This is a genomic window from Thalassobacillus devorans (genome assembly GCF_900176565.1).
Classification (GTDB): Bacteria; Bacillota; Bacilli; order Bacillales; family Halobacillaceae; genus Thalassobacillus; species Thalassobacillus devorans_A.
On the sequence record NZ_FXEH01000005.1, the window covers coordinates 279,494 to 295,877 of the forward strand.

16 protein-coding genes are annotated in these 16,384 nt (G+C 44.4%); 2 read left to right on the forward strand and 14 right to left on the reverse strand.

What is annotated here, in order from left to right:
• Positions 1-293 precede the first annotated feature (293 nt).
• The 6 genes from B9Y67_RS06265 to hprK are packed head-to-tail and all read right to left on the reverse strand — an operon-like array spanning position 294 to position 4,747.
• Entirely contained in the window at positions 294-836 is a 543-nt protein-coding gene (locus B9Y67_RS06265; protein WP_085505904.1) for a glycerol-3-phosphate responsive antiterminator, read from the reverse strand.
• The gene (locus B9Y67_RS06270) at positions 833-1,378 is read right to left on the reverse strand and encodes an acyltransferase (RefSeq protein WP_085505905.1); all 546 of its coding nucleotides are present in this window, start codon (positions 1,376-1,378) and stop codon (positions 833-835) included. Before B9Y67_RS06270 ends, B9Y67_RS06265 begins: the two co-directional genes overlap by 4 nt.
• A 6-nt stretch (positions 1,379-1,384) precedes the next feature.
• On the reverse strand, positions 1,385-2,023 hold the full coding sequence (gene ppaX / locus B9Y67_RS06275) for a pyrophosphatase PpaX (protein WP_085505906.1): 639 nt from the start codon (positions 2,021-2,023) through the stop codon (positions 1,385-1,387).
• On the reverse strand, positions 1,998-2,954 hold the full coding sequence (locus B9Y67_RS06280; protein ID WP_085505907.1) for a nucleoside recognition domain-containing protein: 957 nt from the start codon (positions 2,952-2,954) through the stop codon (positions 1,998-2,000). The genes ppaX and B9Y67_RS06280 overlap by 26 nt, the downstream gene beginning before the upstream one ends.
• Before the next feature lie 17 nt (positions 2,955-2,971).
• Entirely contained in the window at positions 2,972-3,799 is an 828-nt protein-coding gene (gene lgt, locus B9Y67_RS06285; RefSeq protein ID WP_085505908.1) for a prolipoprotein diacylglyceryl transferase, read from the reverse strand.
• A 12-nt stretch (positions 3,800-3,811) separates the two neighbouring features.
• Entirely contained in the window at positions 3,812-4,747 is a 936-nt protein-coding gene (hprK, locus tag B9Y67_RS06290; protein ID WP_062441263.1) for an HPr(Ser) kinase/phosphatase, read from the reverse strand.
• A 179-nt stretch (positions 4,748-4,926) separates the two neighbouring features.
• Between hprK and B9Y67_RS06295 the strand changes: the two genes are divergently transcribed.
• Positions 4,927-5,184 (forward strand): transcriptional regulator SplA domain-containing protein, encoded by a 258-nt coding sequence (locus tag B9Y67_RS06295; protein ID WP_085505909.1) that lies wholly within the window; start codon positions 4,927-4,929, stop codon positions 5,182-5,184.
• Entirely contained in the window at positions 5,178-6,206 is a 1,029-nt protein-coding gene (gene splB / locus B9Y67_RS06300) for a spore photoproduct lyase (protein WP_085505910.1), read from the forward strand. The genes B9Y67_RS06295 and splB overlap by 7 nt, the downstream gene beginning before the upstream one ends.
• Positions 6,207-6,266: 60 nt before the next feature.
• Here the strand turns inward: splB and B9Y67_RS06305 are convergent, their stop codons facing one another.
• From B9Y67_RS06305 to B9Y67_RS06345, 8 genes are all read right to left on the reverse strand, one after another.
• On the reverse strand, positions 6,267-6,611 hold the full coding sequence (locus B9Y67_RS06305) for a phage holin family protein (RefSeq protein ID WP_085505911.1): 345 nt from the start codon (positions 6,609-6,611) through the stop codon (positions 6,267-6,269).
• Positions 6,608-6,805, reverse strand: coding sequence for a PspC domain-containing protein (locus B9Y67_RS06310; protein ID WP_085505912.1), 198 nt, complete (start codon positions 6,803-6,805; stop codon positions 6,608-6,610). The genes B9Y67_RS06305 and B9Y67_RS06310 overlap by 4 nt, the downstream gene beginning before the upstream one ends.
• Positions 6,806-6,825: 20 nt before the next feature.
• Positions 6,826-7,887: a DUF4097 family beta strand repeat-containing protein gene (locus tag B9Y67_RS06315; protein WP_085505913.1), complete on the reverse strand. Its 1,062-nt coding sequence runs from the start codon at positions 7,885-7,887 to the stop codon at positions 6,826-6,828.
• 705 nt (positions 7,888-8,592) lie between these two features.
• Complete coding sequence (gene bshB2, locus B9Y67_RS06325) at positions 8,593-9,261, reverse strand: bacillithiol biosynthesis deacetylase BshB2 (protein WP_085505915.1); 669 nt, start codon at positions 9,259-9,261, stop codon at positions 8,593-8,595.
• The gene (locus B9Y67_RS06330; protein WP_085505916.1) at positions 9,258-9,629 is read right to left on the reverse strand and encodes a YojF family protein; all 372 of its coding nucleotides are present in this window, start codon (positions 9,627-9,629) and stop codon (positions 9,258-9,260) included. The genes bshB2 and B9Y67_RS06330 overlap by 4 nt, the downstream gene beginning before the upstream one ends.
• Positions 9,630-9,704: 75 nt before the next feature.
• Positions 9,705-12,578 carry an excinuclease ABC subunit UvrA gene (uvrA, locus tag B9Y67_RS06335; protein WP_085505917.1) on the reverse strand — a complete coding sequence of 958 codons (2,874 nt, stop codon included), beginning with the start codon at positions 12,576-12,578 and terminating at the stop codon, positions 9,705-9,707.
• Between the two features lie 6 nt (positions 12,579-12,584).
• Positions 12,585-14,570, reverse strand: a complete 1,986-nt coding sequence (gene uvrB, locus B9Y67_RS06340; protein ID WP_085505918.1) for an excinuclease ABC subunit UvrB — start codon at positions 14,568-14,570, stop codon at positions 12,585-12,587.
• A gap of 199 nt (positions 14,571-14,769) precedes the next feature.
• The gene (locus tag B9Y67_RS06345) at positions 14,770-16,356 is read right to left on the reverse strand and encodes a peptide chain release factor 3 (protein ID WP_085505919.1); all 1,587 of its coding nucleotides are present in this window, start codon (positions 16,354-16,356) and stop codon (positions 14,770-14,772) included.
• Positions 16,357-16,384: the final 28 nt, after the last annotated feature.

Here is a 16,384-nt window from a genome sequence, read left to right on the forward strand (position 1 = left end):
TTGTGATGAGAATCCTATTACAATGGTAAATTGACCGTATATTCTGCTCCAAAAGCACTCTATTTCTGATGGATGTTTCGAGAAACTAACGAACGTATGGTGGCTGGGAAAACGGTGAGACTCCTGTGGGATGAACATGAGCGGTGAGATCCCGCAAGGCGTCGCCTGAGGAAGCTCACCACATGCCCACGGAAAGCGATCCGTTTTCCTAGTCACCATAATTACTACCTAACGTCTCGAAACTGAGTCTTCCATTAAAGGGAGCTTATCTGTAACAAGAAAAAAGCAGCGATTTAGAAATTCCATAAATCGCTGCGTGATGTTGAAATAGCAGCGGCACCGGCTTCAATCGCCTGGTCAACTTCCTGCTGATTGCGGATAAGACCGCCTGCTATGATAGGGATCCCCAGGGTTTCTTTGATAAATGCTATTTGCCCTGGTAAGATTCCGGGGAGCAGCTCGACATAATCCGGCTTCGTTTTCTGGATCAGTTTCAGGTTATGATCTATCGCATGACTATCAATCAAAAACATGCGCTGTATGGCTGTCATACGATACCTTTTACCCTGTTGAATCACGCTGGCTCTTGTAGAAATGACACCATCCGGCTTGATATCCTGACCGAGGAATTCCATGCCATAATCGTCCGTCTTTAAACCTTGAATTAAATCCGTGTGGACGAACACACGCTTCCCTGCCTTTTGGCCGTATCGAACCAAATGCTTCAACTGGGAAACTCTCGTATCCAATAAAACGATATAATCACTGTCGCTCTCCAGCAGCTTTTCAAAATCCTTCATCTTTTTCACCGCAGGGAGAATTTTCTGTTCAATCATATCTCCGGCCTGCCTTCCGTTGCAAAGAATTCATCCCGGTCCATCCGTTCCTGCAACTCCTCTTTCGTATAGATGATCCGCATTGGATTACCCCCGACGAAGCATCCCGCGGGCACATCTTTATGAACCAGGGTGCCTGCAGAAACAATGGCGCCGTCACCGATTTCCACTCCTGGGAGAATGGTTGAGTTTGCGCCGATCATGACTTCATTCCCGATTCTGACGTCCCCAAGCCGGTACTCTTTAATTAAATATTCATGAGCAAGTATCGTAGTATTATATCCAATCACGCTATTTTCGCCGACAAAAATCTTTTCCGGGAACATGACATCGAGCATCACCATCAGAGCAAAAGCTGTCTGATTCCCTACCTCCATACGGAGAAATTTTCGGTATAACCAATTTTTCATCCCTAGAAATGGGGTGTATCTGGCAGCCTGGATGACAAGGAAATTCTTGACTACTTTCCAAAAGGGAACTGTTTTATAGATATGCCATAATGAATTGCCATGATCAACACGATACCTCTCTGTCTTACGCATGGGTGTTCATCCCCCTATGATATCTAATATCTCCCTCATCTCGGTCAACATAAAATCAGGTTCCAGTGCTTCCAAAACTTCCTTCCCCTTGATTGTCCAGGCAACGCCCGCTGTTTTTGTCCCGGCATTCTTGCCGGCTAATATATCATGGGTATTATCCCCAACCATCAGCGTCTCGGAAGCATGGGAGTCCAGTTGCTCAAGCGCCTTATTTATCGGTTCAGGATCTGGTTTCGCATTGGTCACATCATCCAGGGTGACAACAACCGGAAAAGATTCTTTTAATCCAGTTAATTTCAGTCCCATCTCAACGGTTTGACGCATCTTCGTGGTAACAATTCCCAGTTTATAACCTTTTTCTTTTAACGTTTCGATAGTTTCAACTACTGTTGGATAAGCTTCCACTAACTCATCATGATGCTTCATATTATGCTCACGGTAAACATCAATCAGTTCTTCTACCCTGTCTTTATCTACCTTCGCGAGGCTTTCCCTAAGTGGTGGCCCGATAAAGCTCATGATTTCTTCACGGGAGTACAACCTGTCCCCGTATTGATCCGTAGTGTGTGTAAAAGACGAGATAATCAATTCATTTGTATCTATTAATGTACCATCTAAATCAAAGAGTATTGTATTTATGCTCATGGATGTGTTCCTCTCTATTCTTTTCTAGCCTATTCCAAATAAAACCGATAGCCGCGGTTAATAAAATAGCGGTAATAAGCCGGAATGCCAGTAGCGGCCATACCGGGATACCGAGCGGAATAAATATCAATGTATCCTCTACAACGGCGTGGCAGGAAACCAGGAATATCATTGCCAGGTACATATCTTTCCTGGAAACTCCATCTTCCTTTACTGCCTGGATCATCATGCCGGCTCCATAAGCCAGGCCGATCGTCAAACCAGCAACCAAGGTCATAGAAGTATTTCGATTCATCCCTAAAAACTTCGTCGCTGGTGCTACCCAGCCTGAGAATATGTCCAGCCAGCCTTTTTCCCTTAAATATTGCATGAATACCATCAACGGAATGACAATCAACGCCAATTGCAGTATGCCCATTGCCGCTGTCTGAAGGCCTTGCAGCATTATTTCTCCCCAGCCATCAGGTGCAGCTTCCTGTTTGGGTGCAAGTCCGTAAACAGCCATCTCATTGCCACCCTTCCACACCAGGTTGATGACTGCTGCAGAAATGACAGCCAGACTAAGCCGGAAACCGATGACGAACCACCAGCTGACACCTACTCTTGAAGCAACGGTGGATTCAATCAGCAGATTGTGAGAAAACGATAGCATAACAGCCAGAATAAATACTTCTTTTACGGTAAAATCAAAGGAAAGGATGGCTGCGATGCCAGCATATAAATTCAAAAAGTTACCTAATACCAGGGGAACCGCTGCTTCTCCAGACAACCCCAGCCATGCCATGAACGGAGCAATTTTCTCCATAGCCCATGGCAAAACCGGTGTGAATCGGAGGATGGTGACAATCAACGTAACCGGAAAAATGACTTTCCCTAATGTCCATGTCACGGATAAGCCCTGTTTTAAACCTCTCATGATGATCCCTGTCACTAGTCCTCCCCCTTATCTCAAGCTTTCTTTCCATTGTAATGCTTGTCCGCCATTTTCGATTTGCGGCGATAAATGATAGCTGCGATACTCGCAACTACTAATACAATTGAAATCGCCTGTGCTGTACGGATATCTCCTACTAAGTACAAGCTATCAGTCCGCAGCCCTTCAACGAAAAAGCGGCCGATTGAATACCAGATGACATAACTTAAGAATACCTCGCCACGCAATGGATTATAGCGTCGCAGGACTAAAAGTAATACGAAACCGATAATATTCCAGACCGATTCGTACAAAAATGTCGGATGATACATCGTTCCACCGATACACATCTGATTGGTGATGAATTCAGGTAAGAACTGCATAAAGTTGTTATAAAAACTTTCTGATACAGGGCCGCCATGGGCTTCCTGGTTCATGAAATTACCCCAGCGTCCAATCGCCTGACCTAGAAGAATACTTGGTGCAGCAATATCAAGCAGCATCCAGACCGATACTTTTTTCACACGGGCATAAATGATAGCAGTAATTACCGAACCAATCAACGCCCCATGAATTGCTATACCACCTTCCCATATAGCGAATATATCCAATAGAGAACCGCCGGCATAACGTTCCCATTCAAATATGACGTAATAAATCCTGGCAGATATAATAGCAACCGGGATAGCAATGACGACTGCATCGATCATCAAATCTTTTTTTAATCCCAGCCGCTCCGTTTCACGGACAGCAAGCCAGAGACCCAAATAAGCACCAGCAGCAATGATAACACCATACCAGTAAATCGATAATGGGCCTAACTGTAAAAACACCCGGTCAAGGGCTTCAGCACTACACGACACACAAACTCCTCCTTACTCTTCCATATGCTTTTCACGATCGATGACATTCGTCAATCGCTGTGAAAATTCCTCTGCCGCGTTGACTCCCATACGCTTTAAGCGGAAGTTCATCGCCGCCACTTCAATGATGACAGCCAGGTTTCTTCCAGGACGGACAGGAATCGTTGCTTTTGGTATTTCCACATCCATGATCTTCATCGTATCTTCATCCAGGCCCAATCGATCATATTGCTTTTTCGGATCCCATAATTCCAGGTTCATTACCATGGAAATCCGTTTATAATTCCGGACTGCGCCCGCTCCAAACAAGGTCATTACATTGATAATGCCCAGCCCCCGGATTTCTAACAAATGTTCGATCAAAGGCGGACTATTCCCGATCAATGTATCAAAGTCTTCCTGGCGAATTTCCACACTATCATCGGCTACAAGACGATGGCCGCGTTTCACCAGTTCCAGTGCTGTTTCACTTTTACCTACACCACTTTGGCCGGTGATTAAAACTCCGATACCATAAATATCGACCAATACCCCGTGAATCGCAGTAAACGGTGCAAACTTTGTCTCCAGAAAATTGGTCAACCGGCTGATGACCCGAGTCGTTTTATAAGGAGAACGCATTAACGGCACTCCAGCTTCCCTGGCGGAATCAATCAATTCTGGTGGAATATCCATACCTCGGGTAATGACGATACCAGGGGTGACATCTGTACATAGTTTTTCCGTTCGGTCTTTACGCTCTTCCGTATTCAATTCATTGAAATAAGATAATTCCGTTTTTCCTAATAACTGCAGCCGTTCTTTCGGGTAGAACTTAAAGTAACCGGTCATCTCTACCCCTGGCCTGGAAATATCACTCGTATGTATTTCACGATGGACGCCGTCCTCGCCCGTCACCAATTCTAGTTCGAATCTGTCCAATAAGTCCTGGGTGCGAACTTTCGACATATCGTCTCCTCCTCTACTATCATCTCAATTACTGTATCCTATTGTAGCATTTTTTCCAAATAACTTGGACAAAAACCGGTTATTTAAGAATGGCGTCATATTTTACCACCCACAACTGTTCATAATCGAATGTTGGAGAGGAATAATGAAAAAAAGACGTAAAAGGCTGGTGTTACTTTATGGAAATTCAAAACCCGCAGGATTCCATGGATGCAGGGGATATCGTTTATGTCATCTATCGCAACCCACATACACAAAATGTAGCAAATATACAGGAAGCAGCTGTAGTCCGTAATCCGGAAGAGCCGGAGCAGCTCGCTCTCTTTTTATACGAAACCTATTATCCGCTCACAGAAGAAATAGCTATTTATCGTACCGAAGCTGAAGCGGAACAGGCATACGCTGATCACTTCGGCGGGAGTGAGCTCACGTGGTAAAACCCTTCATTCCACAACTCGTGTATATTGAGCCAAGGGCGTTGGATTACCCGCTTGGAAGAGAACTTAAGGAAAAGTTCCAAAATATGGGAATAGAAATAAGAGAAACCACCTCCCATAATCATGTCAGGAATCTGCCAGGAGACAATCATTTTCAGCAATACCGTGTAGCCAAATCCACTCTTGTCGTAGGAGTAAGAAAAACCTTAAAATTCGACACATCCAAACCTTCTGCTGAATATGCCATTCCATTAGCTACCGGATGCATGGGCCATTGTCACTACTGTTATCTTCAAACCACCATGGGGAGCAAACCGTATATTCGAACATACGTCAACATAGAAGAAGTTTTCGAATCTGCAGAAAAGTATATGAAAGAGCGAGCTCCAGAACAAACAAGGTTTGAAGCCTCCTGCACCTCCGATATTGTAGGCATAGACCATTTGACTCATTCCTTAAAAAGTGCAATTGAATATTTCGGAGAGTCGGAATATGGAAAGCTCCGTTTTGTAACGAAATTTGCCCACGTCGATCATTTATTGGATGCCAATCACAACGGCAAGACACGTTTTCGCTTCAGTATGAATGCTGATTATGTCATCAAATATCTGGAACCCGGTACCTCCAGGCTGGACGACCGGATTGAAGCCGCTGTAAAAGTAGCCAACGCCGGCTATCCTTTGGGGTTTATCATCGCCCCGATTTATTTATATGACGATTGGAAAGAAGGATACCGTGAATTATTTGAAAAGCTGGAGGCCGAATTGCCCGATTTCGCCAAAAAAGATCTTACGTTTGAATTGATCCAGCACCGCTTCACACAGCCTGCTAAAAAGACGATTCAAAAAAACTATCCGATGAGCAAACTGGAGATGGATGAAACAAAGCGACAATACAAATGGGGGAAATACGGAATCGGGAAATACGTTTATAAAAAAGAACAGCAAGAGGATATGAAAGATACGTTAAAGGGATACATTGAGAGATATATTCCTGAAGGCAAGTTTGAATATTTCACTTAAAAAAATAAAAATCGAGTATAAACAAGAAGTTATACTCGATTTTTTGTCGTATTATGAGGATTATTTTTTAACAAAAGAATTCAAAATCAAGTTGAGGAGGGATATGACGATGGCAGCGAGAATTGCCATGAAAAATCCGTCAATTTCGAACATGCTTCCTAATATAGCATCCGTCAGCAATAAGGTGATTGCATTGACCACAAATAAGAATAAACCGAGCGTCAATATCGTAATTGGTAATGTAAGGACAACCAAAATCGGGCGCACAATTGCATTCAGAATAGATAAAATAAATGCGGCCAGCAATGCTCCAGCTACCCCATCGATGTGCACCGCCTGGAACAATGCAGCGACAATGAATAGCGCTAAAGCGTTTAAGATAATATGGAGCAGCCAATTTTTCATGAATCCATTCTCCTTTCATTCGGCATAATGAATATGGCCGCAAGGTAGACAAGAATCAAAGGAGAGATAGGAATCGTCAACACGACAAAGATAATACGAAGCAATGTAGCATCTATATTAAAATATTCAGCTAAGCCGCCCAGCACCCCGGCAAGCATACGATCTGATTTTGACCTCATTAATTTTCCTTCCATTCTCTTCTACCTCCTTTATATTATTCAACAGTGACCGAACCTGTCTTAGTCTCTGCCTCTAAATAATATTCCTTTTCTTTCTGTTCGTTAATCACAAACAGTAATTCTTTACGTACCACTTCATTTTTCTCTTTATAGATTTTCGCATGATCTAAATTACATTTAAGACTCCCCATATTGGTTTGGAGCTTGCCATCTACTTTGACATGATGAGGAAGATGGACGTTAATGCTGCCTGTTGTCGTTTGGAAAAATCCTGTATGCGCTTTGTCTCCGAAGTATTCACATGTCACACCTCCGGTGACAGTAGAAGCATCCAGCTTTCCGAAATCTCCGCTTAATTTTACAGAACCATTTATGGTATCCGCTTCAAGCTCATCAAAGGAGCTTCCTTTAACATGAATGGTCCCATTGGACGTTTCGATATCACCATCTACACCGTTAACTCGATCCAAATGTATCGAACCGTTGGAGGTCTTCAATTCCATGTCATGCAGCTCTAGTCTTTCTAAAGAAATCGCCCCGTTGAACAGCTTGGCATGAACTTTTTCATAAAGTGATTCAGGGACATAGACAGTAACATCTGCTTTAATTTTCTTTTCTTCTAAACTTAAGGTGAGGTGATTATCCGCTACTTTGAAATCAACTTGTTTGAGCAAGCTTTTTTTAGCTGCATCATAGTCCTCCGCCTGATAAACTTTCGCTTCGCATTCCACACGAGTGGCAGACTCCTTCCAGGACTTCAAAGTTAATGAACCATTCGCAATAGAAAGTGTCAGGCGATCATAGGAATCATCCACGTTTTGATAGATATGGGAAACTTCCACATAGTCACCAAAATTCAAGTCAAAATCAGCATTCTTTATTTTTTGAAAAGCCTGTTCAACATAATCCATGATATTCTTTTTCTTTTTATCGGGCTGCTTCTTCTCTGATTTAGCGCCGTTTTCCCAGTCTACCTGTTTCGAAACAGTATGTGTTTGTTCATCTGTGTTTAATGCATCCAGCAGTTTTGATCCTTCTTCTGCAGAAATGGTGCCGTCTTCTATCATTTTCAAAATCCGCAATCGTTCCTCTTTCATCGTTAGCCTCCCCTTTCAACTACACGATTATCTACCTTTATTATACGTCAACCATCCTATAATTTTATGCTTAATTTGTGACTTTATGTTATAGATCTGTTAAACCTTGTTGTTTATTTTTATAAAAGTCTTATTCAATTAAAAGGCCGAATAGTCGAAGACTTGATTTCGAGATGTTATTTGGGAGTTTAGGGGCGGTGGGGAAGGATTCGCTTTCCTGCGGGGGAACTGGCGAGCCTCCTCAGGCAAGCCTTGCGGGGTCTCGCCTTGCTCCTTCTCCCGCGGGAGTCTCACCCTTCCCCCACGCCCCTCGCCATATAAAATACTCGAAATCACGCTTGGAAAGTACAGCTCTATTTTGTGAAGAGTATCCTATTACAATGCTAATCTGATCGTACTTTCTGTTCCATAAGCTCGCTATTCTTGATAGAAGTTTCGAGACTCTAACAAACATATGGTGGTTGGGAAAACGGTGAGACTCCTGTGGGATGAACATGAGCGGTGAGATCCCGCAAGGCGAAGCCTGAGGAAGCTCACCACATGCCCACGGAAAGCGATCCGTTTTCCCGGCCACCATAATCGCAATCAAAAGTCTCGAAACTGAGTCTTCAGCAATTGGGAGCTTTAATTAAGAAGAACCCCTGCATTGAAGAGAACGAAAAAGCACCTCAAGATTGCTGGCATGAGGTGCTTTTCTGGAAGTATTCAATCCGTGAAATTCCAACGGTAAAAACGTTCGTAGCGCAGATGTTCTAATTCCTCGTTCTCATTGAAGTCGGGTTTTTCCTTAATCAGACTCATCATACCTGAAGCCTGGGAAAGATGCGTTTCAATAGCGGCCATCTTTTTGTCCCAGTAGGGTTTAACATCATGCCTGATGTGTGGTTCACCCAGGTCTTTTTCATAGTTAGTCGCAATAGCCTGTACCCATAGTTCCGGGCGCTGAGAATCCTTGATATTGCTGACAGCTTCTATTACCGCTGCTCCAAGCGCGTTATGATCCGGGTGAACCGCGTAACCCGGATAGTGGGTAATGACCAATGTCGGATTGATTTCTTCCAGAATCGACTGGATATGCCCGGCTACCTGATCCATTTGTTCGAATTCCAATGTCTTATCCCGGTATCCAAGCATGCGGACATCGACATCCAATGCTTTACAGGCTTTCAATAATTCTTGTTTACGGAAACTGGACAATGTCTCCCGGTTCGCAAATACAGGGTTACCCATATTACGGCCCATTTCTCCTAATGTCCCACAAAGATAAGTGACTGGAATCCCTTTTTCCCGGTAGCTTGCAATGGTGCCTGCCGCCCCAAAGGATTCATCATCCGGATGGGGATAAATAACTACTACATGTTCCTGGCTGCTCATGATTGGGCCACACTTTCATGGGAGAATGGCTTTTCGCTGATTTGCAAGGCTACCATCAAGCGCCCTTCCCGATCGTGCCCTGCCATCAAGAGCCGCCCTTGATCATCGACTTCATAGTCTGTTACCCCTTCCGCATAAACCCATCCTAAATTGAGCTTCAGTCCGACACGATATGCACCGCCAGTTCCAACTATTTTTCCGTGCTCATATTTAACCTTGGCATTACGGATAAAAGCACCGACATTATATGCATTTTCATCAAAATGACTGGCATATGCGCCATTTGTAGTTTCCAAGTGAACATAGACTTCTTTTTCCGCTAATTGATCAATCACTTGCTGCACTTTTTCTTTTACAATTGCTTCCATTAGGCAAGACTCCTCCCGTCAAACTATCTCTCGTTCAACGATACTCAATATCCTCACCTGCGTCAAAAGATGTACTTATTTCGCGACTTTCTCTTTTTCCTTAATCTTATTTTCCATACGTTCTCTATCACGTTCAAGAATTGGTTTTAAGTAATGGCCAGTATGAGACTTCTCGTTGTCAGCTACTTGTTCCGGAGTTCCTGTAGCGATGACTTGGCCACCCTTATCCCCGCCTTCTGGACCGAGGTCAAGAATATGGTCGGCTGCTTTAATAACATCGAGATTATGTTCGATGATCAAAACAGAATCACCATTGTCGACCAGCCGCTGCAATACCTCCAGGAGTCGTGCGATATCATCAACATGAAGACCGGTCGTCGGCTCGTCCAGGATATAGAACGATTTACCGGTCGAGCGACGGTGTAGCTCACTTGCCAGCTTGACACGCTGCGCTTCCCCGCCTGACAAGGTTGTCGCCGGCTGACCCAGCTTGACATAGCCTAGTCCGACATCAAAAATAGTTTGAAGCTTACGGCGGATTTTCGGAATGTTGGAGAAAAAGTCGAGCGCTACTTCAATTGTCATATCCAGAACGTCGGCAATATTTTTTCCTTTATATTTAACTTCCAGTGTTTCCCGGTTATAGCGTTTGCCATGACATACTTCACATGGTACATAGACATCAGGCAGGAAGTGCATTTCGATTTTTATAATTCCATCGCCCCGGCATGCTTCACAACGTCCGCCTTTTACATTGAAACTGAAACGTCCTTTTTTATAACCGCGGATTTTCGCCTCATTGGTCTGGGCAAAAACATCACGAATGTCATCAAAGACACCAGTATAAGTCGCCGGATTGGAACGTGGCGTACGCCCAATCGGTGACTGGTCGATGTCGATCACCTTTTCCAAGTGCTCCACACCTTTTAGCTCTTTATGCTTGCCAGGCTTATGCTTGGCCCGGTTCAGTTTCATCGCCAGCGATTTATATAAAATTTCATTGATCAACGTACTTTTTCCTGAACCGGATACGCCTGTAACAGCTGTAAAGAGTCCGAGAGGTATTTTTGCGTCGACTTTTTTCAAATTGTTCTCTTCTGCTTTTTTGATTTCCAGATAACGGCCGTCCGGCTTTCTTCGTTCATAGGGGAGCGGGATGAATTTTTTCCCGGATAAATATTGCCCGGTCAATGACTTACGGTCCCGCATTACCTGTTTCGGGGTCCCTTGGGAAACAATCTCTCCCCCGTGGACACCGGCACCCGGACCAATATCAATCAAATGATCGGCAGCAAGCATGGTATCTTCGTCATGCTCCACTACAATCAGTGTGTTATCAAGGTCGCGCATCCGCTGTAAGGTAGAGATCAGCCGGTCATTATCACGTTGATGCAGGCCGATCGAAGGCTCATCAAGTACATATAATACCCCAGTCAATGCAGAGCCGATTTGTGTGGCCAGACGAATCCGTTGTGCTTCCCCGCCGGAAAGCGTACCGGCAGAACGGGACAGCGTCAAATAATCAAGACCGACATTGATAAGAAACGTTAATCGCTCACAAATTTCTTTTAAGATCATCCGGGCGATTTTCTCTTCTTTCTCGGTAAGCTCGAGCCTCTCGAAGAAATCTTTTGCTTCTGTTACTGCAAAATCGACAGTATGGCCGATATGCTTGCCGTTGATCAGCACAGACAACGCTTCTTCTTTCAAGCGGTGTCCTTTACACTTCGGACATGGCTTCTGTGCCATGTACTTTTCCATTTGCTCCCGAACCCAATCGGAGGTGGTTTCCTTATAACGGCGGGCAATGTTATTTAATACACCTTCAAAATAGATTTTATTTTCCCGCACCCTGCCGAAATCATTTTCATAACGGAAATAGACTTTCTCTTTTCCACTGCCATGAAGGATTTTGTCCATTTGATGTTTCGGAATATCTTTAACAGGGACATCCATATCGATGCCATAATGAGTGCAGACGCTTTCCAGTAGTTGCGGATAATATTGAGAACTTGTCGGTTCCCAGGCTGTAATTGCGTGTTCCCGAAGTGTCTTCGTCCAGTCCGGAATCACGAGGTCCATGTCTACTTCCAGCTGTGTTCCAAGCCCGTCACAGCGCTGGCAGGCACCGAAAGGACTATTGAAAGAAAACATGCGTGGTTCCAATTCACCAATGGAAAATCCACAAATCGGGCAGGCATGATGTTCGCTGAACAACAATTCTTCCTCCCCAATCACATCGACAATCACTTGGCCATCGCCGAGGCGAAGTGCTGTTTCAAGTGAATCAGACAGGCGGGATGCGATGCCCTCTTTTACGACAATCCGGTCGATGACTACTTCAATGGAATGTTTTTTATTTTTATCTAAATTGAATTCCTCGGAAATCTCGCGCATTTCCCCGTCCACACGCAGACGTACGTACCCTTCTTGCTGTAAGTTTTCGAATACTTTTACATGTTCGCCCTTTTTTCCGGAAACGACTGGAGCCATAATTTGCAGTTTTGTGCGGTGTTCATATTCCATGATCCGATCAACCATCTGCTGGACCGTCTGGGAACTAATTTCGATGTTATGTTTCGGACAGGTCGGCCGTCCGATACGAGCGAATAACAAACGTAAATAGTCATAAATCTCTGTCACTGTTCCAACAGTCGATCTTGGGTTTCGGCTTGTCGTTTTCTGGTCAATCGAAATTGCAGGGGACAAACCTTCGATGGCATCGACATCAGGTTTGTCCATCTGTCCAAGGAACTGACGCGCATAGGCAGATAGAGACTCGACGTAACGGCGCTGCCCCTCGGCATAGACGGTATCAAAGGCCAGGGAAGACTTCCCTGACCCTGACAAACCAGTCAAAACGACAAGTTTATTTTTAGGAATTTCTACATCGATATTCTTAAGGTTATGGGCTCTTGCCCCTTTGATACTTATTGATTTGCTGGCCATATGCCATCATCCTTCCGCTTTAAGTTCCAGAAGTACGTCACGAAGCTCGGCGGCTCGTTCGAAATCGAGATCGCGAGCTGCTTTCTTCATTTCTTTTTCCATATTCTCGATCATCTTTTCCCGCTCTTTCTTTGTCATCTCTTTTGGCTTCGGTGTGGTTTCATAGTTTTCTTCATCTTCAGCAGCCATGGTCGCGCGGATGACATCTCGCACTTCTTTTTTAATCGTAGTTGGTGTAATCCCATGTTCTTCGTTGAAAGCGATCTGCTTTTCTCTTCGTCGCTGCGTTTCTTCCATTGCCATGCCCATGGAGTCGGTAATTTTATCGGCATACATGATAACACGGCCGTTTTCATTACGCGCCGCTCGTCCTGACGTCTGGACGAGTGAACGATGGGAACGCAGAAAGCCTTCTTTATCTGCATCAAGGATAGCAACAAGGGAAACTTCCGGAATATCAAGTCCTTCACGAAGCAGGTTGATCCCTACAAGAACATCATATTTTCCCAGTCGCAGATCACGAATGATTTCAATTCGTTCCAATGTTTTGATTTCCGAATGCAGGTAAGCTACTTTGATCCCAAGCTCCTTCAAATAATCCGTCAGGTCTTCCGACATCTTTTTTGTAAGGGTAGTAACCAATACCCGCTCGTCCTTATCGATACGCTTATTGATTTCACCAATCAAGTCATCAATCTGGCCTTTGATCGGCCGCACTTCAATTTCCGGATCAAGCAGGCCTGTCGGACGGATGATCTGCTCGACCATTTTCGGTGTATGTTCAAGCTCATAGGGACCAGGAGTAGCTGATACATACATGCTTTGGTTTACTTTACTCTCAAATTCTTCAAACCTGAGAGGACGGTTATCAAGCGCCGATGGCAAACGGAATCCGTGGTCGACAAGGACCTGCTTCCGAGCCCTGTCCCCGTTATACATTCCGCGAACCTGCGGAAGCGTCACATGAGACTCATCTACCATCACAAGAAAATCTTCCGGGAAATAGTCGATTAATGTATAGGGGGTCGCCCCTTCTTCTCGCAACGTCAGGTGGCGGGAATAATTTTCGATACCGGAACAGAAACCCATTTCCTGCATCATTTCCAAATCATAGTTCGTCCGCTGTTCCAGGCGCTGGGCTTCCAGTAATTTGTTCTCCTCCCGGAACTTCTTCAGCTGCTGTTCTAATTCCTTTTCGATATTTTTAATAGCAATTTTCATTTTCTCTTCACGGGTTACGAAGTGGGATGCCGGGAAAATGGCTACATGTTCCCGGTCGCCAATTATTTCCCCGGTCAATACATCGATTTCACGAATCCGATCGATTTCATCACCAAAAAACTCGACCCGGATGGCATGCTCTTCCCGGGATGCCGGTATGATTTCCACCGAGTCACCGCGGACACGGAACGTACCGCGCTGGAAATCAATATCGTTCCGTGCATACTGAATATCGACCAGATCACGAAGCAATTCATCGCGTTCTTTTTCCATATCTGTACGGATGGAGAGCACCTGGCTGCGGTATTCATCCGGATTACCTAAACCATAGATACACGAAACACTAGCCACAATGATGACATCATTCCGCTCAAATAAGGCAGATGTCGCAGAGTGGCGCAGTTTATCGATTTCATCGTTGATGCTGGCATCCTTTTCAATAAAAGTGTCCGAAGACGGCACATACGCCTCCGGTTGATAGTAGTCATAATAACTGACAAAATACTCGACCGCATTATTCGGAAAAAACTCTTTGAATTCACTATATAATTGACCAGCCAACGTCTTGTTATGAGCAATGATAAGCGTCGGCTTGTTCACTTGCTGAATCACATTCGACATGGTGAACGTCTTCCCGGTACCTGTCGCACCAAGTAAAGTAAGATGCTTCTCCCCCTGGTTGATCCGTTCTACCAGTTCTTTAATTGCATGGGGTTGATCCCCTTCTGGTTGATACTGTGAAACAAGCTCGAATTTGTTCTCGTTCTTCACAAAGCAACCTCCGTTCCTTGAATATACAACACTAGTTTACCACAATATTATACAATTCTAACATGAATACGAACAAATATTCGATTAAAATGTCTTTGGAACATATTTCTAACTTTATATTAGTTTTTTTGACTAAAAAATTCATTCCTTACACAAAAAGAAGCGAAACCCTAGTTTCGGGTATCGCTTCTTTTCTTTATTAATACGATTGATCGTACTGATTCACTTCAAACAAATCAATCAGATCGACATTAGGGTTTTTATCCTGGAACCAGCGCAGGGAGAAATCGTTTTTGAATAAAACTAGCGGGTTCCCTTCCCGGTCCTGGACAAGCATATTTCGTTCGTCGAACAGGGATTCATCCACCTGATCTTCTTTAAGCCAGCGTGGAATCCGCTCTCCCAGAGGCTGAAGTTCGACTTCAACATTATATTCGTTTTTCATCCGGTATTCGAAAACATCATATTGTAATTGACCAACGGCTCCAAGGATGTAATCCTCAAAGCGATAACGCTTGAACAACTGAATGGCGCCTTCCTGGACGAGCTGCTCAATCCCTTTTTTGAACTGTTTTGATTTCATGACGTTCTTTGCGGTAACTTTTTTGAATTCTTCCGGCGGGAACTGCGGCAGTTCGTCATATTCAAAGTTGGTTTTTCCCGTTAAAATTGTATCGCCGATCCGGTAGACATTCGGGTCATAGATACCAATAATGTCGCCGGCATAAGCTTCCTCTATTGTTCCTCTGGAGGAAGCGACAAATTGCTGAGACTGTGCCAGCTTAAAAGTTTTTCCCGTACGTCCCAGGGTTACGTTCATCCCTCGCTCAAACTTTCCGGAACATATCCGTACGAAAGCGACTCGGTCTCGATGCTGGGGATTCATGTTGGCCTGGATTTTGAAAATGAATCCAGAAAACTCCGGGTCGTCTGGTGACACGATACCTTCCGTGGAACGGCGCGGTGCCGGGGCAGGGGCCATGTCGATAAATGTATCGAAAAAGCCTTCTACTCCAAACGGCGCTAACGCGCTGCCGAAGAAAACAGGTGTCTGTTCTCCACGCATCACTTTTTCCATACTGAATTCGTCTCCCGCTTCATCAAGCAGCATCAATTCTTGTAGGGTTTCCTGATAAGTAGGGTGTTCGACTAAATCCTGGTGTTCCGGTTTTTCCAATTCCGAATAAGGAATATATGTTTCTTCCTCGTTGCCGCTATACGCGATGAATTGTTCATGATGCCGGTCAAATACACCAAGGAACCGCTTGCCCATACCTGCCGGCCATGTCATCGGATACGTTTCAATATCGAGAACTTCCTCGATTTCTTCCATCAATTCAAACGGCTCCCGACCTTCACGGTCCAGTTTATTAATAAAAGTGAAGATTGGAATTCCCCGCATTTTACAAACCTTAAACAGTTTCAAGGTTTGAGCTTCAATCCCTTTGGTGGCATCAATAATCATCACCACGCTGTCCACGGCTGTCAATGTACGGTACGTATCTTCACTGAAATCTTCGTGGCCCGGGGTATCGAGAATATTTACCTGATAATCCCGATATGGGAAGTTCATTACACTGGACGTTACAGAAATTCCCCGCTGCTTTTCAATTTCCATCCAGTCAGAAGTAGCGAACTTGCCGGATTTTTTTCCTTTTACTGTACCAGCGGAGCGAATCAGATTACCGAAGACTAATAATTTTTCAGTCAACGTGGTTTTACCCGCATCCGGGTGAGAGATGATAGCGAAAGTACGCCGTTTATTCATTTCTTCATTGATACTCATATTTATATCCTCCAATTTATCTTCTCTA

Coding starts and splice junctions, on each gene's coding strand:
- B9Y67_RS06265 (WP_085505904.1), bottom strand. CDS start 836: ATGATTGAACAGAAAATTCTCCCTGCGGTGAAAAAGATGAAGGATTTT.
- B9Y67_RS06270 (WP_085505905.1), bottom strand. CDS start 1,378: ATGCGTAAGACAGAGAGGTATCGTGTTGATCATGGCAATTCATTATGG.
- ppaX (WP_085505906.1), bottom strand. CDS start 2,023: ATGAGCATAAATACAATACTCTTTGATTTAGATGGTACATTAATAGAT.
- hprK (WP_062441263.1), bottom strand. CDS start 4,747: ATGTCGAAAGTTCGCACCCAGGACTTATTGGACAGATTCGAACTAGAA.
- B9Y67_RS06295 (WP_085505909.1), top strand. CDS start 4,927: ATGGAAATTCAAAACCCGCAGGATTCCATGGATGCAGGGGATATCGTT.
- B9Y67_RS06305 (WP_085505911.1), bottom strand. CDS start 6,611: ATGAAAAATTGGCTGCTCCATATTATCTTAAACGCTTTAGCGCTATTC.
- B9Y67_RS06310 (WP_085505912.1), bottom strand. CDS start 6,805: ATGGAAGGAAAATTAATGAGGTCAAAATCAGATCGTATGCTTGCCGGG.
- B9Y67_RS06315 (WP_085505913.1), bottom strand. CDS start 7,887: ATGAAAGAGGAACGATTGCGGATTTTGAAAATGATAGAAGACGGCACC.
- bshB2 (WP_085505915.1), bottom strand. CDS start 9,261: ATGAGCAGCCAGGAACATGTAGTAGTTATTTATCCCCATCCGGATGAT.
- B9Y67_RS06330 (WP_085505916.1), bottom strand. CDS start 9,629: ATGGAAGCAATTGTAAAAGAAAAAGTGCAGCAAGTGATTGATCAATTA.
- uvrA (WP_085505917.1), bottom strand. CDS start 12,578: ATGGCCAGCAAATCAATAAGTATCAAAGGGGCAAGAGCCCATAACCTT.
- B9Y67_RS06345 (WP_085505919.1), bottom strand. CDS start 16,356: ATGAGTATCAATGAAGAAATGAATAAACGGCGTACTTTCGCTATCATC.